General features: G+C 45.4%; 16 protein-coding genes. 6 read left to right on the forward strand and 10 right to left on the reverse strand.

Annotated features, from left to right (window positions below):
• Window positions 1-18: 18 nt before the first annotated feature.
• The 8 genes from rho to mazG form a co-directional block, all read right to left on the reverse strand.
• Window positions 19-1,932: a transcription termination factor Rho gene (gene rho, locus L6475_RS06985; RefSeq protein WP_237818485.1), complete on the reverse strand. Its 1,914-nt coding sequence runs from the start codon at window positions 1,930-1,932 to the stop codon at window positions 19-21.
• A 256-nt stretch (window positions 1,933-2,188) separates the two neighbouring features.
• The gene (locus tag L6475_RS06990) at window positions 2,189-3,319 is read right to left on the reverse strand and encodes a hybrid sensor histidine kinase/response regulator (protein ID WP_237818487.1); all 1,131 of its coding nucleotides are present in this window, start codon (window positions 3,317-3,319) and stop codon (window positions 2,189-2,191) included.
• A 173-nt stretch (window positions 3,320-3,492) separates the two neighbouring features.
• The gene (gene feoB, locus L6475_RS06995; protein ID WP_237818489.1) at window positions 3,493-5,964 is read right to left on the reverse strand and encodes a ferrous iron transport protein B; all 2,472 of its coding nucleotides are present in this window, start codon (window positions 5,962-5,964) and stop codon (window positions 3,493-3,495) included.
• Between the two features lie 16 nt (window positions 5,965-5,980).
• Window positions 5,981-6,958, reverse strand: a complete 978-nt coding sequence (pfkA, locus tag L6475_RS07000; protein ID WP_237818491.1) for a 6-phosphofructokinase — start codon at window positions 6,956-6,958, stop codon at window positions 5,981-5,983.
• Between the two features lie 60 nt (window positions 6,959-7,018).
• Complete coding sequence (gene nhaD, locus L6475_RS07005; RefSeq protein WP_237818493.1) at window positions 7,019-8,389, reverse strand: sodium:proton antiporter NhaD; 1,371 nt, start codon at window positions 8,387-8,389, stop codon at window positions 7,019-7,021.
• 40 nt (window positions 8,390-8,429) lie between these two features.
• A complete protein-coding gene (locus L6475_RS07010; protein ID WP_237818495.1) occupies window positions 8,430-9,344 on the reverse strand; it encodes a ribonuclease Z in 915 nt (304 codons plus the stop codon).
• 33 nt (window positions 9,345-9,377) lie between these two features.
• The gene (locus L6475_RS07015; RefSeq protein WP_237818497.1) at window positions 9,378-10,049 is read right to left on the reverse strand and encodes a lipocalin family protein; all 672 of its coding nucleotides are present in this window, start codon (window positions 10,047-10,049) and stop codon (window positions 9,378-9,380) included.
• Window positions 10,050-10,108: 59 nt separating this feature from the next.
• Window positions 10,109-11,038 carry a nucleoside triphosphate pyrophosphohydrolase gene (gene mazG / locus L6475_RS07020; RefSeq protein ID WP_237818499.1) on the reverse strand — a complete coding sequence of 310 codons (930 nt, stop codon included), beginning with the start codon at window positions 11,036-11,038 and terminating at the stop codon, window positions 10,109-10,111.
• A gap of 771 nt (window positions 11,039-11,809) precedes the next feature.
• Between mazG and L6475_RS07025 the strand changes: the two genes are divergently transcribed.
• The 5 genes from L6475_RS07025 to L6475_RS07045 all read left to right on the forward strand — a co-directional run bounded on the left by L6475_RS07025 (window position 11,810) and on the right by L6475_RS07045 (window position 19,045).
• Entirely contained in the window at window positions 11,810-14,515 is a 2,706-nt protein-coding gene (locus L6475_RS07025; RefSeq protein ID WP_237818501.1) for a valine--tRNA ligase, read from the forward strand.
• An 18-nt stretch (window positions 14,516-14,533) separates the two neighbouring features.
• Window positions 14,534-16,210 carry a putative transporter gene (locus L6475_RS07030; RefSeq protein ID WP_237818503.1) on the forward strand — a complete coding sequence of 559 codons (1,677 nt, stop codon included), beginning with the start codon at window positions 14,534-14,536 and terminating at the stop codon, window positions 16,208-16,210.
• 156 nt (window positions 16,211-16,366) lie between these two features.
• Window positions 16,367-17,389 carry an OadG family transporter subunit gene (locus tag L6475_RS07035; protein ID WP_237818505.1) on the forward strand — a complete coding sequence of 341 codons (1,023 nt, stop codon included), beginning with the start codon at window positions 16,367-16,369 and terminating at the stop codon, window positions 17,387-17,389.
• A gap of 3 nt (window positions 17,390-17,392) precedes the next feature.
• Window positions 17,393-17,860, forward strand: a complete 468-nt coding sequence (locus tag L6475_RS07040) for a biotin/lipoyl-containing protein (RefSeq protein WP_237818508.1) — start codon at window positions 17,393-17,395, stop codon at window positions 17,858-17,860.
• Window positions 17,861-17,893: 33 nt separating this feature from the next.
• Window positions 17,894-19,045 carry a sodium ion-translocating decarboxylase subunit beta gene (locus tag L6475_RS07045; protein WP_237818510.1) on the forward strand — a complete coding sequence of 384 codons (1,152 nt, stop codon included), beginning with the start codon at window positions 17,894-17,896 and terminating at the stop codon, window positions 19,043-19,045.
• Window positions 19,046-19,154: 109 nt separating this feature from the next.
• Here the strand turns inward: L6475_RS07045 and L6475_RS07050 are convergent, their stop codons facing one another.
• Window positions 19,155-19,853, reverse strand: a complete 699-nt coding sequence (locus L6475_RS07050) for a response regulator transcription factor (RefSeq protein WP_237818512.1) — start codon at window positions 19,851-19,853, stop codon at window positions 19,155-19,157.
• A gap of 118 nt (window positions 19,854-19,971) precedes the next feature.
• The gene (locus tag L6475_RS07055; protein WP_237818514.1) at window positions 19,972-21,534 is read right to left on the reverse strand and encodes a sensor histidine kinase KdpD; all 1,563 of its coding nucleotides are present in this window, start codon (window positions 21,532-21,534) and stop codon (window positions 19,972-19,974) included.
• Between the two features lie 340 nt (window positions 21,535-21,874).
• On the opposite strand from L6475_RS07055, the gene L6475_RS07060 reads away from it, so the two are divergent.
• A complete protein-coding gene (locus L6475_RS07060; protein WP_237818516.1) occupies window positions 21,875-23,146 on the forward strand; it encodes a Na+/H+ antiporter NhaC family protein in 1,272 nt (423 codons plus the stop codon).
• The last annotated feature ends 1 nt before the right edge of the window (window position 23,147 follow it).

Genomic DNA, 23,147 nt, shown 5'->3' on the forward strand with positions numbered 1-23,147 from the left:
CGTCAAGGGAAAAACTACTTATCCATTCATTGAAAGCAGGAATTCCTCATTGTTGCGCGACTGTACCAATCTATCGCGAACCGTATTCATAGCTTCAATAGGATTCATCTCGGCAATGAACTTTCTGATGATCCACATACGGTTGAGTGTAGTAGCACTCTGCAGCAGATCGTCACGACGCGTACTCGACTGTACAAGATCAATAGCGGGGAATACTCGTTTATTAGACAGAGAACGTGAGAGCTGGATTTCAGAGTTACCTGTACCCTTGAATTCCTCAAAGATTACCTCATCCATCTTTGAACCAGTATCTACCAAAGCTGTAGCAATGATAGTGAGTGAGCCGCCACCTTCAATCTTTCGTGCAGCACCGAAGAAGCGCTTAGGCTTTTGCAGGGCATTAGCATCAACGCCACCAGTAAGAACCTTTCCGCTAGCAGGAGAAACAGTATTGTAGGCACGGGCCAATCGAGTAATAGAATCAAGAAAAATTACCACATCATGGCCACACTCTACCATTCGTTTTGCTTTTTCCAGCACAATGCCTGCAATCTTCACATGACGATCTGAAGGCTCGTCAAAGGTTGAGGCTATCACTTCTGCATTCACAGTACGACTCATGTCTGTCACCTCCTCAGGACGTTCGTCGATGAGCAGCATCATGATGTATGCTTCTGGATGGTTAGCCGCAATAGCATTGGCAATATCTTTCATCAAGATTGTCTTACCAGTCTTTGGCTGAGCTACAATTAGTGCACGCTGACCTTTACCTATAGGTGAAAAAAGGTCAACAATACGAGTAGAGGGATTGGTGGTTGAAGGATCGCCACACAACACGAATTTCTCTTCCGGAAAGAGAGGAGTAAGGTGTTCGAACGAAACACGATCACGCACTTCAGAAGGATTGCGCCCGTTAATCATGTTAACAGACGACATAGCAAAATATTTCTCACCATCGTGTGGAGGACGAACGGTACAATCTACTACATCACCTGTTTTCAAACCATATTTCTTAATCTGCTGTGGAGCCACATAGATATCATCGGGCGAAGACAGATAATTATAGTCACTGGAGCGAAGGAAGCCATAACCATCCTGCAGAATCTCCAAAACGCCATTTCCAGTGATAAAGTCCTCAAAGTCGTAGGCATTGTTTTGAGCAGCAACAATCGGAGTGTTTACGGGCTGGTATGCCTGTTCAGAATGCTGTATAACGGGGCGGTCGAAAATATCGAGGGTAGGAATAGCAGCCTGATCTTCTATAGGAAGGTCGATAATAGGAATAAAATCAGTACCATCACCTGGATCTCCTGCCCATACGCCGTCAGGATTAGCTTCGAAGTCAATTTCTTCTTCAATTGGTGCTGAAACCTGATATTGAGACATCTTCTCCTGCAATTGTTCCAGCATCTCAGAATTGGCCTGTTCATCTGAAGTCGGAAGTTCGAAATTCTCTTCTGCTTCAGGAATTACAGAATCAAGAGATACTTCTTCTACTGCTGGTTTGCTTTCACTTTCTGCATTCTTCATAGCTTCAGCTTCGGCGATTGCTGCCAGTTCGGCCTTTGATTTTCTACCGCGATGTTTAGGTAACGCAGGCGCGGGTTCAACAGTCTCGTTAGTTTCTACCGCTACTGGATTATCGCTAAAGAGTGATGGCTGTTCTATTTTATCGTTAGAAGTCTTAGAATCAAGATTCTCTCCTGACTTTCCATTAACACTATATACTTTGTCTGTATCTTTCTTAGCTATTCTGGTGCGTTTACGCTTGATGGCTGATGAGCCTGATGCACTGTCAATGGCAGCTTGATCCAGAATTGCATAAACAACTTTTTCAAGTTCGTCATCCTGAGACACTTCAACACCCAATTCGGCTGCAACACTTAGCAGCTGGGCAGGTTCCATCTGTTCTAATTGTTCTTTTGTATACATAGTATAACTTAAAAGCTTAATTACTTTCGGATAAAAAATTATTATTGGTTGTCTGCTCTTAAAATTGCCATTCTAATTGACTGAGCAGCACGTTTCCAAGAACAGGAAACGCTATTGAATATGTATTCGTATGCAAAGTTACAATTTAATTTGAATACAAAAAAATGAAGACGAAAGAAATCAACGCCAATTTACATTAATTAACTCTCGTCTTCTGCCTAATCATTTCAAAGTGAAATGAAACAAATAATCAATGTCAACTGATTAATGGTATAAGGACACTAAAGGTAGATCCTTCACCTAATGTAGATTCTACCATCACGTCGCCTCCTATCTTGCGTGAGAAATCGGCACACAACTGAAGTCCCAGTCCTGAACCTTCCTCACCACCTGTTCCATACGTTGTCTCACCTTTTCTAAATATATCCCCCAAACGCTCAGGCGCAATACCTACTCCGTGGTCTCTAATACTTACTTTTGCAAATTTGCCTTCTTTACTCAGGGATATATCAATAGTTGATTCTTCTGGGCTAAACTTTATAGCGTTCGACATGAAGTTTCTGACAATCGTCTTCAGCATATCATTGTCGGCACGCACCTTCATAGGTGTTCCCTGATACTGAAGTTTTATCTTCTTGGTCATGGCAATCATTTCGAATATATCAACAACACCAGGAATAATATCGTTGAGATCCAAATCCTGCAACACTACGGTGAGCCTTCCTGTCTGACTCTTTGTCCACTTCAGCAAGTTATCCAACAAGTCGTGACATTCTTCCGATTCGCGATTGGCTTTGTCAAGCAGATCAAACAACTCAGGACCTAACTGATCACGCGAAACAGCAGACACCACAAGGTTGAGAACCATTCTGATAGATGCCATTGGAGAGCGCAGATCATGAGCAATAACAGAATACATCTTATCACGGTTGCTAATAGTGGCACGCAACTCTTCGTTCTGTTTTTCAATCATTCGCTTGGCTGCTACCAATGCTATCTGGTGCATGACGCGCACTACAAGTTCTTCCTTATTAAATGGCTTTGTGAGGAAGTCATTTGCACCAACCTGGAATCCATGCACCAAATCGCTGGGATTATTTAGAGCGGTTAGGAAAATAATAGGAATTCCTGCTGTAGCAGGATCCTTTTTCAAGATAACAGCAGTATCAAAACCGCTAATATCTGGCATCATAACATCAAGAAGAATCAAATCTGGCTTTTCAGCTTTAGCCTGCTCTATACACATGTTACCGCAATTAGCAGTGCACACCTGAAACTTCTCGTTGGTAAGTAGAATTTTCAGAAGCAACACGTTACTAACAACGTCGTCAACAATCAATATTTTGTAGTCAGATCGGTTAATCTGAGATTCTAAGTTTTGTTCCATGTTAAGGACTTTACTTCATGGGGTTAGTCGATTATTAGCTGCAAAAATAGTGCAATTATTTGGATTCGCCAAACAAATATTCATTTTTTATTATGAAATTGTAACAATTATTACCTTTTTCAGCCATTATGTATAATAAATGAGTGTTCTACAATACTTTCAACCATCATTCCTTACAAGAAGAGACTTCCTATTTGATAAACCAAAGCAGAGACAACCCAAGCCGTGAGTGTAGTATAGCCTGCAGCGAAAAGTGCCCATCGCCATGAAGCCGTTTCATGCTTGATAGCCACGATAGTAGCTATGCAAGGGAAGTAGAGCAGTACAAACAGTAGATAACAATAGGCAGCAAGCGGTGTGACGCCATCGGCGAGCATCTGTTGGCGCAACACCATATACTTTAAATTGTCTTCGCTGAAACTGTCATCATCAGCAAAAGAGTCATCGCCGCTGTAAAGCACGCCTATGGTTGAAGCCACAATTTCCTTAGCCCCCACGCCGGCTATGAGACTCACATCAAGTTTCCAATTGAATCCCTGTGGTGTAAATACGGGTTCGATAGTTTTACCCATCCGTCCTATGAAGCTCTGCTCTTGCTGTTGCTGCTGAGTGAGCGATTCATCGTGGGGGAAGTATTCGAGTGCCCAAACCAGAACACTTGCCACAAGGATGATACCACCCATTTTTTTCAGGTATTCCTTACATTTCTCCCAGGTATGACGGGCTATAGCCTTAGCTGTGGGCCAACGGTATGGGGGCAGTTCCATTACAAAGGGGGTATCTTCGCCTTTAAACACAAATACCGAGAAGAGTTTGCTCATAATCACTGACACTACGATGCCGATGAAATAGAGCGACAACATCACCCATGAGCGTGCCTGAATGGAGAAGAATGTGCCAACGATCATGATATAAATGGGAAGACGAGCTGAGCACGACATAAAGGGCAATATGAGCATGGTGATGATGCGCGAGCGACGGCTTTCTATTGTTCGTGTAGCCATTACTGCGGGCACGTTACATCCGAATCCCATAATGAGCGGTATGAACGATTTTCCATGCAATCCCATTTTGTGCATCAGCCGGTCCATGATAAAAGCCGCCCTAGCCATATAGCCCGAATCCTCCATCAGCGAGATGAAGAAGTATAGTATCAGTATCTGGGGCATGAACACGATTACTGCACCCACACCAGCTATGGCTCCATCTACTACAAGCGAGCGCAGAGGGCCGTCAGACATAGTCTGCCCCACCCAATTACCCAGCATGTTGACCAGTTCGTCTATCCAGTCCATAGGATACTGTCCTAAGGCAAAGGTGGTTTGGAACATGACAAACAGGATGAGGAAGAAGATTGGGAATCCGAGATACTTATTCGACAGAATGCGATCCAGCAGGTGGGTAGTACGATATGTATCTTCCTTGGTACCTGTAATATATTCGGCTTCTGTAAGGGCTCCGTTGATGAAACCGTATTTAGCATCCATGATGGCCGTCTCAGCATCGTTACCGGTTTCTTCCAGCACTCGCTGGGCAGCTTGATTGCGCGCTATGAGCAGTTTTTTACGATCGTCAACGCGGTGTTCTTCGGCAAAGTGCTGATTAACATACTGTGTGGCGTGATCATCGTTTTCCAGCAGCTTGATAGCCAGATAGCGGGTTGAATAGCGCTGACGGATATGCTCGTCAGCCTTAAGATACTGCTGAATTTTGCTGATGCCGGCTTCTATTTCGTGCCCATAGTTGATGTGCAGATGGCGGGCTTTACTGCTGGCGCCTTCATACACCTGGATAACGGCCTTAAACAGTTCTTTCACTCCATCACCCGTTTTGAACGATGTAGGCACAATAGGCATACCGAAGAGCGTGGAAAGCGTGTCAAGGTTCACATTATCGCCTCTCCGCTGAAACTCGTCGTACATGTTCAGTGCGCCTACCATTCTCAAGTCCATGTCAACAAGCTGGGTGGTAAGATAGAGATTACGTTCCAGATTGCTGGAGTCAATCACATTGATTACCACATCGGGCATTTGTTCAATCAGGTATTTCCTGACATACAGCTCTTCTGGCGAATAACAAGAGAGCGAATAGGTTCCAGGCAAATCTATAAGGTTAAACTCATAGCCAAACATGGAAGCGTGAGCCTCAGATGCATCGACGGTTACGCCAGAATAATTTCCCACATGTCCATGAGCACCCGAAGCAAAGTTGAAAAGTGAGGTTTTTCCGCAGTTTGGATTTCCTATAAGAGCAACATTGATAGTACGGCGGCGTTCAAAGGCCACATGCTGCAAATAATCGTCCTTATGTAGTGAAGAATTCAGGTAATCATGCTTGTGTGATACTACATTAACAGGCTTTTCCGTCTCTGTATTTGAGTGATAGTCATTGCTTGCAGCAGTCATTTTGGCTGTTTGTTCGCTCACGGTCACCACCTCAATCATTTCGGCTTCTTGCCTACGCAGTGACACTTCATAGCCCAATACCTTATACTTCACGGGATCTTGTAAAGGAGCATTGAGCAGAACTTCCACCTGCTTGCCCTTTACAAAGCCCATCTCAATGATGCGTTTGCGGAATCCGCCGTGTCCTTGAACCTTGACAATGATACCGCTCTCGCCTGTTTTCAACTCTGAGAGTTTCATTTACCAATATTGATAGTTAGATGCTCAGTTCGTCGAGCACTTTGATTAGTTTTTTGTCGAATGGCTTATCGGTACGAATACATTCTGAGAACGGCACGTAAACAATCTCGTTGTTGCGTACACCCACCATCACGTTGCGCTGTCCCTGCATAATGGCCTCGATGGCTCCTACACCGGTACGACTCGCCAGAATTCGGTCGTGAGCTGAAGGAGAACCACCACGCTGCAGATGACCGAGGATTGACACACGCACGTCATAATCGGGAAATTCTTTCTTTACGCGATCGGCATAGTAAAGAGCGCCGCACTTAGGACTTTCCGACACGATGACGATGCACGATTTCTTTGACTTTCGGATACCGCGGTTCATAAACTGTGCCAACTGGTCAACATCTGTCATGTCCTCAGGAATAATGGCTGCTTCAGCACCGCTAGCAATTGCTGAGTTTTGGGCTAGGAAACCGGCATCACGGCCCATTACTTCAACAAAGAAGATGCGCTCGTGAGAATTTGCAGTATCGCGAATGCGGTCAACACACTCCATGATAGTGTTCATCGTGGTGTCATAGCCAATTGTTGAATCGGTACCATACAGGTCATTATCGATAGTTCCGGGAAGACCGATACAAGGGAAGTCATATTCCATTCCGAAATTCCGGGCACCAGTGAGCGAGCCGTTTCCACCTATCACCACAAGGGCGTCGATATTCTCGTTCTTACAGGTCTGGTATGCCTTGTCCATTCCCTCTTTGGTCATAAATTCTTTTGAGCGGGCAGTTTTCAGAATAGTGCCGCCACGAGTAATGATGCCTGATACGTTCTCGGTGGTAAGTGTCTCTACTTCGCCTTTTATCAGTCCGTCATAGCCACGATATATACCCTTTATCATAAAACCATTATATATACCTGCGCGCGTAACGGCACGTATGGCTGCATTCATACCAGGAGCGTCACCTCCTGAAGTCAAAATACCTACTGTTTTAATTTTTACCATTTTGTTTTGAATTATATATTATCCTTGAAAATTTTATAGTCAGTTATTTTAATTTCTTACTTACATGAATATCGTTTCAAGATAGAGCACCAACATGCCTGCCGCAAAGCCTAGCAATACTTTGGGAGTGAGATGACGCAGATACCATACGAAATGCATTCGCTCTGTGTTCATCAACGCCACGCCACTTGTAGAGCCTACAGGGAGCAGTGTACCACCTATGGCTGTCGAGAAGGCTATGATAAGCCAGTAAGGACCGTTTATATCGAAATGGCCACTGGCCACTGGGAAGAACGACACGTTGGTCATGGCTACCGTGAAGGTATCGACAACCGATGAGAGTACTCCTGAGCATAATCCAATAGCCCAGACATTGCCGTTGAGGAAATGAATGATCCAGTCGGCTATATCACCCAATACGCCCGATTCTGTGAGCACTCCCATAGCGAGCATGATACCCATGGTGAAGAGTATCTGCTGAATAGCCCCGTATTGCAAAGCACGTGGTATGCGTCGTTGTGCCATCTGGTCGGCTTGCATCAGTTTTCTGTTGAAGGCCTCGTTCACCACCCATAGCACCGATAGCACGCAGAGAGCGCCCAGAAATGGTGAAAGATGGGTAATGGTATGGAAGGTGGGGATAAACCACATGCCGCCTATGCCTACCACCAGCATGAGCAGTCGCTGCCAACGGTTCAGGCGGGTATCGTTGCCACGATAGGGAGCGCCTCCCCACTCTATATCAAGTCGCTCAGGCAACTGACGGTTCACAAGAGCCGTTGTCACCACCCATGCAGTGAGGGCAGGCAAAGCCAGATAGGCCGAGAACGTAGTAGGCGTCACCGCCCCATCTTCCCAGAGTATAAGTCCTATGGGATCGCCTATCACAGTAAACGAACCTCCTGCATTGGCAGCGAGGACAATAGCCGAGCCAATCAGCATACGCTGCTGACGACTGTTGACGATGCCTCGCATGATAACAAGCATAAGTGTGGCTGTAGTAAGGTTGTCAAGATTTGCCGAGATGAGAAATGTTGCCAGAGTGAGTGTCCATAGCAAACGCTTGGAGTTACGGGTGCGAATCCACTCGTTGATGAAATCGAAGCAGCCGTTGTTGTTCAGTATTTCCACTATGCTCATAGTGGCCACGAGAAACATGACAATAGAGGCAGCCTTTCCCACATATTTCAAGAAGATATTATCGTAGATAAAACTCTTCACATTGTCACTCGAATGTGTTGAATCTCCCAGCCAGGCAAGGTATTCCTCAGCATGAAGCTTCATCACAAAGTCGGTGCCCCAACCTATATAAACCACCCATCCCACAGTACCGATAAACATTGCAATGGCAGCCTTGTTTACTCCTGTTAGATGACCTGTGGCTATCAGCAGATAACCGAAGATGAGCAATAGAACAATTATGAGTGTCATACGATAACCTTTCTTTATTTATATAGTTAGCATATTCTGTTTAAACATCTATGCTGTCGTTCTCCTGCGTCAGTCGGGTGTTCTGAAATTCCGTCTGAGCCTCTCTCAGCAGCACCTTCTCGTCGTTATATCGCGAACTGTAGTGGCCTATGAGCAGTTGTTTTACCCCTGCCAGTCGGGCCATAACAGCAGCCTGTCGGGCTGTGGAATGGAAGTATTTTTCTGCCATCTGAAGCTGGTCGTCGCCATAGGTAGCCTCGTGGTATAGGGTTGTCACCCCTTGCAGCATGGGCGCCAGCTGTGGCTGATATTTCGTGTCGCTCATATAAGCATAGGCACGCGGTTCGTCGGCCTTGCTTACCAAGCGGTCATTGGCCACACGAGTGCCGTCATCCATCACGAAATCAGCCCCTTGCTTAATGTTCTGAATCTGCGACACAGGTATTTCATACATATCAATCATGTCGCGGCGTATGTGGGGCAGCGTGGGCTTTTCACGAAAAAGGTATCCGCAACAGGGCAATCTATGACACAAGGGGATGGTTTCGACTGTGAGTGAGCGGTCTTCGTAGATAACGGCATTCTGGGTGGTATCAACAACATGAAACTCTACCTTGTAGCCCAGATCCTGACAAAAAGCGTTCAGTTGGAAGTCGAGCACCTCACCCAGTCTCTGTTCTCCATATACATGGAGGGTGGCCGTGCGCCCCAAAAGTCCGAACGTACTCAGCATGCCTATCAATCCGAAACAATGGTCACCATGCAGATGAGATATAAAGATGTGGCCCAACTTGTTGAATGACAGTCCTGTGCGGCGCATCTGCAACTGTGCTCCCTCACCGCAGTCCACCATAAACAATTTGCCCCGACACTCTACTACCTGTGTGGTGGGAAAGTGTCGAAGCGTGGGGAGAGCGCTGGCGCAACCTAAAATATGTACTCTAAAAGGTTCCATTCAGTTTCCGGGGTGATTTTCAGGACATAGCCGTCAGATAACCATATCTTCAAAATTTTCGTCCTCTTCGTCAATTATCACGCCATCGTAGTTTTCCTCCACTACAGGGCGCACATAGTCGAATACTTCTTCGGTGCCTTGCAGCGACATGGAGTCGGCAGAAAGGTAGAGGAACTTGTAGGTCTCGTCTTCCACAAAGTCGCCGCCGCCTTCGCGCACACTGACCATCTGAAGGTTTCCATTGTTAATACGCCATGTTTTATAGACGATTGAAGTCTGGTTGATGCTTTCGGCTATACCGCCATCCTTGATGGTGAAGCCCATGTAGGAAGTGCCGTCAAGCGGATTAGGCATCACCCAGTCACCCAGCAGCGTATTCAGGTTGATCACAATAAGTGCCTGAGTATGCTTTTCGTTGGCAACAACGGCCATTCGGTCGCCATTGGCAAATTGCCCGAACATGCAGTTGCTTTCTTGAGCGGCCAGGGTGCTGAGAGTCAGCGTATCGCCATTGTCAGTCAGCATCTGAAGGGTGTTCATAGACGAACCATCGGTGCATGTTCCATAGATTGTAGAGTCGCGATACATGTATTCCAGGGCTTCGTCCAGCTCTTCCTGATTTGACTGTACTGCAGCTTTCTTCTCACCGCAAGATACAAAAACTACAACTATAACAGCAGCTAACGAAAACATTAACTTTTTCATAATAACTATTTGGTTTATATCACTTTATCGTTTAAATGATTATTGTAAGAAAACATTAATTACTTCTCCATTTTCTTTGCCTCGTTCCACAGGGCATCCATTTCTTCGAGGCTCATTTCCGTGAGCGGTTTGCCTACCCTGATACTATGTTCCTCGATGTAGGTGAAGCGACGAATAAACTTGGCGTTCGTCATTTCCAGAGCATTGTCGGGGTTCAGTTTGTAGAGCCTTGCCGCATTGATCAGCGAGAACAGATAGTCACCCAGTTCTCCTTCCTGCCTACTGCGAATAGCCATTTTCTCGGCATCGGTAGCATTTTCGGGTATTTCCTTCTTCAGTTCCTCCTCCAGTTCACCCAGTTCTTCGCGAACCTTCTGCCACACATCCTCACGCTTTTGCCAGTCAAAGCCCACATTACGTGCCTTGTCCTGAATGCGATAAGCCTTTATCACGGAAGGCAAAGCGGCTGGCACGCCCGAAAGCACACGTTTGTTGCCGTCTTTCTCCTTCAGTTTTATCTGCTCCCAGTTCTGAAGCACCTGTTCAGCCGTGTTGGCAGTAGAATATTTCGATGTATCTGTAGTCGTCGCACACTCTCCTTTCTCATTGGCTTCCAGTTCGCATTCGTCACACTCGCTGAGCGGTTTGGGACTATCCTTTCCAACCTGACTTGGATGATAGATATGCGGATGACGGAAAATCAGCTTGTCGGCCTGCTGTCTCAGCACATCATACACGTCAAACGTTCCCTTTTCCTCGCCTATCTTCGCATAGAAGCAGAGATGCATCATCACGTCACCCAGTTCCTTCATCACATCGTGCTCATCGCCACGCGCCAGCGCATCGCACAGTTCATAGGTTTCTTCTATCGTATTGGGGCGCAAACTTTCGTTGGTCTGCTTTCTATCCCAGGGGCACTTCTCTCTCAGTTGGTCCAAAACATCGAGCAAACGCCCGAAAGCCTCTATTTTCTCTTCACGTGTGTGCATGTTTACAATTTTTATGCAAAGGTAAACAAAACATTTTGAACTCACAAACTTCGACCCACATTTTACTTAAAATACATCTTTAAAACGATTATTATCAATCCCCGACCCCTCATTATGCTCTCTTTCTCCACCGCTTGGAGCGAAAAGCATGTCTAAAATAGAGTTAATACGCATACTGTTTTTCAACACTGCAAAGGTACTGAATTCTCGTCAAATAGCCTAATTTCAGACACCCGTAACCTGCAAAAATTCGTTAACAGAAAGATATATTTTCCTTAAATAATACAAACATAACGTTAAGCCCATCCAAACGTATTTTTTAGCCTTGCAGAAAGCACTGTTCACGCCCCGGAGAGTGCCCGACGGATACACCTGCTACCCACATTTTGCCACACTGCCACTTTGCCACTTTGCCACATTAAGGATTTTCGAATGCACACGATTGGAGGAAGAAATACTTAAGACTAAACTTTAATATATTATTATATATAATTTATATATAATAATATATTAATTAATATTCAGTTAATATACAGATAATATCGGATTGTATTTTTACTTTCATTCTCTTTACTATTTTCTGTCCAACTTTGCACTGCTGAAAATCCTTAATGTGGCAATGTGGCAAAGTGGCAATGTGGCAAAAATATACTTTTAACACTTTTGTACTACTAATTTAACACCGATTAACCAATTATATAGCCCATATATTTCTCTAAGCCAAAAAATAATAGTACCTTTGCACAACAATAGAGAAACTACGTTAAAAGTATGGAAATTGCAAGTAAATACGACCCGAAAGAGGTAGAAAGCAAATGGTATCAGTACTGGCTTGACAACAAGCTGTTTGCCAGCAAGCCAGATGGTAGAGAACCCTACACTATCGTTATCCCACCACCCAACGTAACTGGCGTGCTACACATGGGCCACATGCTCAACAACACTATTCAGGATATTCTAGTGCGCCGTGCACGAATGGAAGGCAAAAACGCATGCTGGGTGCCCGGTACCGACCACGCATCAATCGCCACAGAAGCAAAGGTGGTAAAGAAACTGGCTGCACAGGGAATTAAGAAACACGACCTGACACGTGAAGAATTCCTGAAGCATGCATGGGAATGGACCGACGAGCATGGCGGCATCATCCTCAAGCAGCTGCGCCGACTTGGAGCTTCGTGCGACTGGGACCGCACAGCCTTTACCATGGACGAGAAGCGTTCAAAGAGCGTTATCAAGGTGTTCGTTGACCTCTATCGCAAGGGCTACATCTACCGCGGACTTCGTATGGTGAACTGGGACCCCAAGGCTCTCACCGCCCTCAGCGACGAAGAGGTTGTATATAAAGAGGAACAGAGCCACCTGTTCAATCTGAAATATTATGTAGAGGGACTTGACTCGCTCGAGAATGAAGAAGAGCTCAAAGCCGAAGGAAACATCATCCACAAGGACAGCAAGGGCTACTATGCCGTAGTGGCCACTACCCGTCCAGAAACAATCATGGGCGATACCGCAATGTGTATCAACCCCAAAGACCCCAAAAACCAGTGGCTGAAGGGCAGAAAGGTGATTGTACCTCTTGTGAACCGCGTGATTCCTGTGATAGAAGACCGATACGTAGAGATAGAATTCGGTACAGGCTGTCTGAAGGTGACCCCCGCCCACGACAAGAACGATAACATGCTGGGCAAGACTCACAATCTGGAAACTATCGATATATTCAATGCCGACGGCACCATCTCAAATCAGTCAACACTCTACGTGGGCATGGACCGCTTTGAATGCCGCAAGCAGATAGCCAAAGATCTGCAAGACGCCGGACTGATGGAGAAAATCGAGGACTACACCAACAAGGTGGGCTACTCTGAGCGCAACCCAGACACAGCCATCGAGCCAAGACTCTCACTGCAGTGGTTCCTCAAAATGCAGCACTTTGCCGACATTGCCCTGCCTCCTGTGCTGAACGGGGAAATGCATTTCTATCCGCAGAAATACGTAAACACCTATAAGAACTGGCTGGAGAATATTCAAGACTGGTGTATCAGCCGACAGTTGTGGTGGGGCCACCGCATTCCTGCCTATTATTACGACACAGAGAAATTTGTAGTGGCAGAAACCGCTGAAGAGGCTCTGGAACTGGCTCGCAAGGAAAGCGGAAACGCTAATTTGCAGATGAGCGACCTGAAGCAGGACGAGGATGCACTCGACACATGGTTCTCATCATGGCTATGGCCAGTATCTCTGTTCGACGGCATCAACAATCCTGGCAACGAGGAAATCAACTATTATTATCCCACAAGCGACCTCGTTACGGGCCCAGATATCATTTTCTTCTGGGTAGCTCGCATGATTATGGCTGGCGAGGAGTATCTCGGCAAGTTCCCCTTCAAGAACGTTTACTTCACTGGTATCGTTCGCGACAAGCTGGGACGCAAGATGTCTAAATCGCTCGGCAACTCGCCAGACCCCATCGACCTCATCGATAAATTCGGTGCCGACGGTGTACGTATGGGCATGATGCTTTCGGCTCCTGCAGGAAACGATATTCTGTTTGATGAAGCTCTCTGCGAACAGGGTCGTAATTTCAACAACAAGATTTGGAATGCCTTCCGACTGGTGAAAGGCTGGCAGGTGGCAGAAGAGCCAGCCACAACAGCCAACAAGCAGGCTGTGAAATGGATGGACGCCATGCTGCGCAAGGCCAATGCCGAAATGGAAGACCACTTCTCAAAATATCGTATCAGCGATGCCTTGATGACCGTCTATAAACTATTCTGGGACGAGTTCTCATCATGGTATCTGGAGATGGTGAAGCCTGCCTATGTGGACGGCAAGCCACAGCCCATCGACAGCGAGACATACAACGCTACGCTTCGTTTCTTCGAAACGCTGCTGAAGATGCTGCACCCCTTCATGCCGTTCATCACGGAAGAACTCTGGCAGGCACTCTACGACCGCAAAGAAGGCGAGAGCATCATGCGCGACTGCCTCAAACTGAGCGGTCTTACTGCTGAAGACGAGCAGCTGATAGCCGACATCGAACAGGTGAAGTTAGTAGTTTCTGGCGTGCGCACCGTGCGTTCTTCAAAGAACATTGCACCAAAGGAGAAACTTCAGCTTCAGGCTATCGGCAGCAACCGTTTCGAGCACTACAACGACATCGTAAAGAAGATGGCCAACCTGAGCGACATCACCGTTGTGGAAACGAAGGATGCCACAGCCTCGGCCTTCATGGTAGGAACCGACGAATTTGCCGTTCCCCTCGGCACAATGATCAATGTAGAGGAAGAGGTGAAGAAGATGGAAGCTCAGATTGAGCATCTGGAAGGCTTCCTGAACTCAGTAAAGAAAAAACTTTCCAACGAGCGTTTCGTGCAGAATGCTCCAGAAGCCGTGGTGGCCTTGGAGCGTAAGAAACAAGCCGACGCAGAGGAAAAGATTCAGACGCTTCGCGAATCAATTGAGGCGCTGAAAAAATAATCATATTATTAATTTTATATGGATTGGTTAATTAATCTGTTTACTAATTCCGAATCGGTAGCCCACATAGCACTTCTCTATGCCATCGTGATAGCAGTGGGTGTGTACCTTGGAAAAATCAAAATTGCAGGTGTATCACTGGGTGTTACCTTTGTGCTCTTTGCAGGTATTGTGGCTGGTCACTTCGGATTTACCGCTCCCACGCCTATTCTTACCTTTATTCAGGACTTCGGACTCATATTGTTTGTGTTCATGATAGGACTGCAGGTAGGACCGGGTTTCTTCGAGAGCTTCGGCACAGCAGGATTGAAGCTGAATGCCCTGGCTACATCAATGATTCTGTTGAACATCGCCGTGATGTTCGGCTGCTACTACATCTTCTTTGACACAAGCAATCCTACCAGTCTGCCTATGATGGTGGGTACGCTTTACGGTGCCGTAACAAACACCCCTGGTCTTGGTGCTGCCAACGAAGCGCTGAGCTCAGTATTTGGAGCTAATGCACCTCAGATAGCATCTGCCTATGCCTGTGCCTACCCTCTTGGTGTACTCGGCATCATCGGAGCCATTATCTTGGTGCGCTACATCTGCAAGGTGAAGTTTGAACAGGAAGAGGCAGCACTCGAGGAACAGAGCGGTGCAAAGGCAACACAAAAGCCTCACCACATGCACCTCGAAGTAACCAACAAATACTTGGAGGGAAAGACCATTCTTCAGGTACACAACTTCCTGAATCGTGACTTTGTGGTATCACGAATTCTGCATGACGGTCATGTATCAATTCCTAATCGTGATACCATCTTCCATCTGGGTGACCAAATGTACATCGTGTGTGCAGAAGCTGACTACGAGGCTATTGTGGCCTTTATCGGTCCTGTTATCGAAGTAAACTGGGATCAGCAAGACCAGCCACTGGTGTCTAAGCGCATTGTGGTTACCAACCCGAAAATCAACGGTAAGTCATTCGGCGACATGCACTTCTCGAGTGTTTATGGAGTAAACGTTACCCGCGTGACCCGTCACGGAATGGATATCTTCGCTTCGCCTTCACTTCCCCTGCAGGTGGGTGACCGCATTATGGTTGTAGGCCCCGAGGATGCTGTTGACAATGTGGCCCACAAAATGGGTAATTCCATCAAACGTCTGGATGCACCAAATATCGCCACAATATTCGTAGGTATCTTCCTCGGCATCATATTCGGCTCTATACCCTTCATTCCGGCCATGCCGCTCATGAAACTGGGTATCGCCGGCGGACCGCTGATCATCGCTATTCTCATAGGCCGTTATGGATATAAAATCAAGCTGGTCACTTATACCACTACTTCAGCCAATATGATGCTCCGCGAAATAGGACTGGTACTCTTCCTGGCATCGGTAGGCATCAAAGCAGGAGCAGGATTCTTCGAAACGGTGATGCAAGGCGACGGAATGCTCTATGTGCTCACAGGCTTCCTCATCACCATCATCCCCATCCTGATTGTAGGACCTATAGCCCGCTGGAAGTTCAAGTTCAACTATTTCACCATAGCAGGCATGATATCAGGCACTTACACCGATCCGCCAGCACTGGCCTATTCAAATAGTATCTGTTCGAAAGAGGCACCTGCCGTAGGCTATTCAACGGTGTATCCTCTCGCCATGTTCCTCCGCATCCTGACCGCACAGCTCATTGTGCTCTTCTTCTGCGGATAAACAAATATGACAACCGGAATGCAGTTCTTTCAAACGAAAGCAATGCATTCCGGTTGTATTCTTTTCAAAAGCAACACTTGCACAAAAGGCTGCTACGTACGATACCTAAGACGATTTACATATACTAAACAATCAATTTATTAACTAAACATATTAATGAACAATATCAAACTACTGCTTTTTACGCTGTTGACAGCAGGAAGTTCGGCGATGTGGGCTCAGGGAGCCAAGAACATCAAGCTGAATGAGGTGCTCACCAACAACACGCAAAGCATCGTTGACGAATGCGGAGAAAGGACAGCTTGGATAGAGTTGGCCAACACCTCATTCTCATCCTACAACGTGCGAGGCATGTATATCACCACCAACAGAAAGGTGCTGAATCCAGCTCTCAGTGCTCCAGAGCGTATCAGGATGATGAGCATCATCCCCAACGGCGACACGCGAACACAGATAGGGCCGCGCCAGCATCTGTTACTCTATGCCAACTCCAATCCCTCAGCAGGCAAACTGCACCTCACTACCCCAATACAGGCTTCAGAGCCAGTGTGGATAGCCCTCTACAACGGTAACGGGGTGGAACTCATCGACTCTGTTACGGTTCCAGTACTCGCCGAAAATCAGTCCTATGCAAGGCAACACAAAGGATGGACCATTAAGGCTTCGGAAAATGTCACGCCAGGCATAGAGAATTTCATAGAAGCTTCAGAATCGAAGATAGAAAAATTCAAGCGTGAAGACCCACACGGAGTTGCAATGGCTATAATGGCAATGAGCATTGTATTCGCTTGTTTGGCGCTACTATGGATATTCTTCAGCATCTTCGGAGCAATTATGAAGCATCTGGAAACGGCTAAGGTCATCATTCACAAACAACCTATCAAGCCTATCACAAAGACAGTAGAAAAGACTATCGAGATAGGTCATAAAACGAGCGTAGCCCTTCAGGAAGGATTCGACCGAAAAGGTATTGACATGGAGGTATATATGGCTGTAATAGGCATGGCAATCAGACAATACGAAGACGATGTACACGATGTGGAGAGCGGCATTATCACCATCAAGCCTAAGGATACAGGATGGGACGATGAATATTCGCAAATGACCCATCTGCACAATCCTTTCCTTCCGCTCGACCATAAAGCCCCCAATATCCCAACAACCCCAGAATTATACTAAACGATGAAAAAGTATCTATATAAGGTAAAAGGCGTTGACTACGAGGTAGAAATCGCCGAAGTTGAAGGCAACATTGCCAAAGTAAACGTAAACGGTATTCCTTTTGAAGTGGAACTTCAGAAGCCTATCAATGCCGCTAAACACCCCACTATGAACCATCCGAAGGTCGAGGCGCAAAAATTGCAGGCTACAGCGCCTACCCAACCTTCATCGGCATCAACGGCTGCACCACAACCATCTGCAGTAAACACTGCTAATGGCATGCCAGTAAAAGCGCCACTGCCAGGAACCATTACCGATGTAAAGGTACAGGTGGGTCAACAGGTGGCTGTAGGCGACAATTTGCTGACGTTGGAAGCCATGAAGATGCAAAACAACATCGAAGCTGAAAACGCCGGAAAAGTGATTGCTATCAACGTGAAGCCCGGTGATACAGTGATGGAAGGAACGGTGCTGATGACTATTGGATAAATCACAGATTAGTAACAATCAACAAATGAGTTTATGTGGCAGTTTATTGCAGAAAACTTCAATGAGTTCCTGACCTACACAGGGTTTGCTAACGCAACGCCAGGAAATCTCATCATGATACTTGTAGGGGCATTGTTTATCTATCTGGCTATCAAGAAAGACTACGAACCGCTCCTGTTGGTGCCCATCGGATTAGGTATCATTCTTGGCAATATCCCCTTCCGTGCCGATGCCGGACTTGAAATAGGTCTGTATGAAGACAATTCGGTGTTGAACATCTTCTATCAGGGCGTAAAACAGGGATGGTATCCACCACTCATCTTCTTAGGTATTGGGGCAATGACAGATTTCACAGCCCTTTTAGCCAATCCAAAACTAATGCTAATCGGTGCAGCAGCTCAATTCGGCATTTTCGGAGCCTATATGTTGGCCTTACTTCTCGGATTTGAGCCAAACCAGGCTGCAGGAATTGCCATCATTGGCGGTGCCGACGGTCCTACGGCTATTTTCCTCTCATCAAAATTATCTCCCAACCTCATGGGAGCAATTGCCGTTTGTGCCTACAGCTATATGGCGCTTGTGCCCATAATCCAGCCACCTTTGATGCGTCTGCTCACCACAAAGAACGAGCGTATTATCAAGATGAAGCCAGGCCGACAGGTTAGTCAGACAGAACGCATTCTCTTCCCAATCATCGGCCTATTGATGACTACTTTTATCGTACCCTCAGGTCTGCCTCTGCTGGGAATGCTCTTCTTCGGCAATCTACTGAAAGAAAGCGGAAAGACCACCCGACTTGCAAAAACAGCAGGCGCTGCGCTGAATGATATTGTAGTTATTCTACTGGGACTCACCGTAGGATGCTCTACACAGGCCTCAGAATTCCTTACATTGAACACTGTATTCATCTTCGCAATTGGTGCATTTGCCTTTATGATTGCGACTGCCAGCGGTGTTTGTTTCGTGAAACTAATGAATCTATTCCTTCCAAATGATAAGAAAATAAATCCGCTTATAGGCAATGCAGGTGTTTCGGCGGTTCCTATGGCAGCCAGAATTTCCAACAATCTCGGATTGGAATACGATCGGCACAATTTTCTGTTGATGCATGCAATGGGCCCCAACGTAGCGGGTGTGATAGGTTCGGCTGTAGCAGCAGGCGTTCTGCTTGGATTCCTTAGTTAAATTACTTGCTACAAAGCAATCACATTTCGAATGTAGAATTGAGATTAAATAAATAAGAGGTAAGAATTTTTGAAACTCTTACCTCTTATATTATTTTTGATTTATCAGTTTATTCCTCTTCAGGAGTAATCAGCTTATAGCCTTTACCGTGGATATTGATGATTTCAATCTGAGCGTCGTCCTTCAGATGCTTACGCAGTTTGGTGATATAAACATCCATTGAACGGGCATTGAAATAGTTGTCGTCAATCCAAATTGTCTTCAAAGCAAAGTCACGCTGAAGAATCTCGTTAGCATGCGAGCAGAGCAGAGCCAGCAATTCATTCTCTTTGGTGGTCAGTTTGGTCTGCTTGTCACCAATAGACAACAGCTGCTTCTGGGTGTCAAAAGTAAACTTACCAATATGATAAACGGTAGATTCCTTAGTCTTCTTACCACGCACACGACGCAGGATAGCCTCTATACGGAACACCAGTTCTTCCATAGAGAAAGGCTTAGTGATGTAGTCGTCGGCACCAAGTTTGAAACCTTCCAGAATATCTTCCTTCAAGGTCTTAGCGGTCAGGAAGATGATGGGGATCTCAGCATTGGCAGCGCGTATTTCCTGAGCCAGTGTGAATCCATCCTTCTTAGGCATCATCACGTCGAGCACACAGATATCAAACTTCGTCTTCAGAAAAGCTTTGAAGCCAGCTTCACCATCAGCGCACAGTTCAGCTTCAAATCCTTTCGCTGCCAAATACTCACGAAGCAGCATTCCAAGGTTCTCATCGTCCTCGCAAAGCAAAATTTTCAACTTGTCTTCCATATTCTTTTTTGTCTCCCCCTACCCCTTTCTTTTGTTTTTAAGGTAGTGTCCGCCGGTTTGTGGGAGATTGATGACGGAGCAGGATTGTTATTATTATTTATATATGTATTCAAACGAACTATTTTTCGCTCATTTTCATCAAAGGCAAATTCACTATAAACTTAGTGCCACGCCCCAATTCGCTCTCACACCTGATTTCTCCCCCATGCAGATTGATAATCTTCTTCACATAGGCCAGACCCAATCCGAATCCTTTTACATTGTGTACATTGCCTGTATGAACACGATAGAACTTGTCAAAGATTTTCTTTATGTTCTCTTTCTTGATTCCCTGACCGTTATCGGCAATAGAGAAGCACAAACGGTTTCCATCGTTCCAGGTGTGAATATGAATATCAATGGGCTGTTCAGGCTTACGATACTTCACTGCATTGTCCATCAGATTGGTAATAGCATTCTGAAAATGAACCTCATCAACATAAATAGCTGAATCGACAGCCTCTATTTCCAAATCAATCTTACCACCAGTGTGGCTTACGCGTAAATTGAACGAACTCGATATTTGTTCGAGGAGCTCATTAAGGTCAAGCTCCTTCTTGTTGAACGAGGCTGTTTTGCGGTCGAACATAGACATCTGCAATACCTTCTCAACCAGGAAACGCAGACGCTTAGCTTCATCGTTGATCACTCCACCAAGGTGCTTCATCATAGCAGGGCTCTTGGTCACGGCACCATCATTCAACATTTGAGCAGCCAACGAGATACTTGAAATAGGAGTCTTCAACTCGTGAGTCATATTGTTAATAAAGTCGTTTTTGATTTCAGAATAACGCTTCTGACGGAATATCACCACAATAGTAAAGATAAATGTGATGAGCAACACGCCAGTAAAGGCTACGGCAGGAATCATAAAACGGATACTTGAGAAAATATACGAATTCATGTCTGGGAAATGAATCCTTACCACACCCATCTTTGATGAAGGGTCATTGCGGAACAAAGTCTGAGTGTAACAGGTTTCCTCACCCTCAGAACTGTAATCAGGACAACGATATACTTCACGTCCATCAGGAGTAGAGACTATAAAATGGTAAGGAAGATTGATACCATTATTCAGCAGTTCGGCGCGTATATCCTGATCCAGCAGCTTGAAGTTGACACGCTCCTTCAAAGGCTTATCGCTGGCAGTATAAAGGATATTATACACAACCTCATCCAACAAGGCTTTCTGATATACATAACGGTTGCGAACTATCTCCTGTAACGTTTTGTTTGCTTCGGCCAACGCATTCTTGTCGGTTCGCATAATCATTGCCTTAGGAACCGTAGCGGGCTTTGTCTGGAAAGTCTTTAACTCGAAAGCGGAATAGACGGTACCATCATCTGCAGAGACAGAAAAATGATGAGCATGACGGATAGAACCGTCAAGACCGTCAATCATAACAGAATCCTCAGTGTAAGCACGACGCTCTACTTCGTTTACGTCTTTCTCCAGATAACGAAGTGTTTCATTCATTTCCAAATTGCGTGAAGCTTGGTAAAGACTGCGATTCACACTCTCATCGAACTGTTCGCGCTTCATCTTTGCCATATCCTCTATATGTGAAATCTGTAATAGTAGTAAACCAAGAAAGGCTACACCCATCACAAACGATATAATCCATATGGTACTTTTCTTCATTGCGTATGAATTTTATTTATTATTGCGGCCGTATTTTTTTGATTGCGTCCGTAATTATTTGCAAATATAGTATTTTCTACCATTTTAATACATATTTTTAGTTAATCGATTTGGTTAATTTTAACAATATTAACCATAAGACCAATTTATAAATCCATATATAAAACTATTTACCAATTTTACAAATTAAAGTTTTCTTATAATACTATAAATTATGTTCATACCAAGAATGCGGTAATTAAAGGGGTGAATCATTAAAAGAAGGTTATAGATTTTTTCCTTTCAGAGAATTTGAGTAATTTTGCATGTAAATACAACAGGAACACAGGAACGAATAGAAATGACAAAGGGAATACTAGCACTTTCACCGCTGATGGTGTTTATTATCCTATATTTAGTCACGAGCGTTATTGCTCATGACTTTTATATTGTGCCGCTAACTGTAGCCTTCATGGTGAGCAGTATTTTTGCTATTGCTACTATGAAAGGGAAACTACGCCGTAGGGTAAATATATTCAGTCGTGGAGCCGGCACCCCCGAAATGATGCTGATGATCTGGATATTCATACTGGCAGGAGCATTTGCCAATTCGGCAAAAGTGATGGGAAGTATTGATGCCACCGTATCGCTAACCTTATCCATACTCCCGTCTCAGATGCTACTTGCAGGACTCTTCCTTGCTGCATGCTTTATTTCACTAAGCATAGGTACAAGTGTAGGTACGGTAGTTGCTCTGACTCCGATTGCCGCTGGCGTAGCCGCTCAAACAGGACTCTCCACAGCTATGGTAACAGCTGTAGTAGTGGGAGGTTCATTCTTTGGTGACAATCTGTCATTTATCAGCGACACTACAATCATTGCTACGCAAACTCAAGGATGTCAGCCAAGTGATAAATTCAAGGTAAACTCATTCATCGTTGCCCCCGCTGCATTGTTTATTTTTATCGTCTATATCTTTATGGGACAAGGTATTTCGACTCCCACAAACATACCAGAGGTTGATTTCTGGAAAGTAGTACCCTATCTTGTGGTATTAATCACCGCTATCTTTGGTCTCAATGTGATGGCTGTGCTTACTTTGGGTGTCATACTCACAGGAATCATCGGCATCTTGAATGGCGCCTATGATATCTACGGATGGATGCAAGCTATGGGGCAAGGAATTCTTGGAATGGGTGAACTCATTATCATTACTTTGATGGCAGGAGGAATACTTGAGGTAATCAAACATAACGGAGGTATTGACTACATTATTGAGCGCCTCACCCAGCATATTCATGGAAAGCGAGGAGCCGAACTGTCAATTGCTGCTTTAGTGAGTGTAGTTAATGTATGCACAGCCAATAATACAGTAGCTATCATAACAGTAGGCGGCATTGCCCGTAAGATTGGCGAAAAATATCATCTCGACCCTCGCAAATGTGCATCTTTGCTCGATACATTCTCTTGTTTCACTCAGGGACTGATTCCCTACGGAGCACAGTTGCTAATGGCTGCAGGATTGGCATCGTTGAATCCAATAGCTATTCTTCCACACCTATACTATCCAGTAAGCATCGGGTGTGCAGCTTTCATTGCTATCATGCTGAGGTACCCTAAGCGCTATTCATAAT

Source organism: Prevotella sp. E9-3, from assembly GCF_022024015.1.
GTDB lineage: Bacteria > Bacteroidota > Bacteroidia > Bacteroidales > Bacteroidaceae > Prevotella.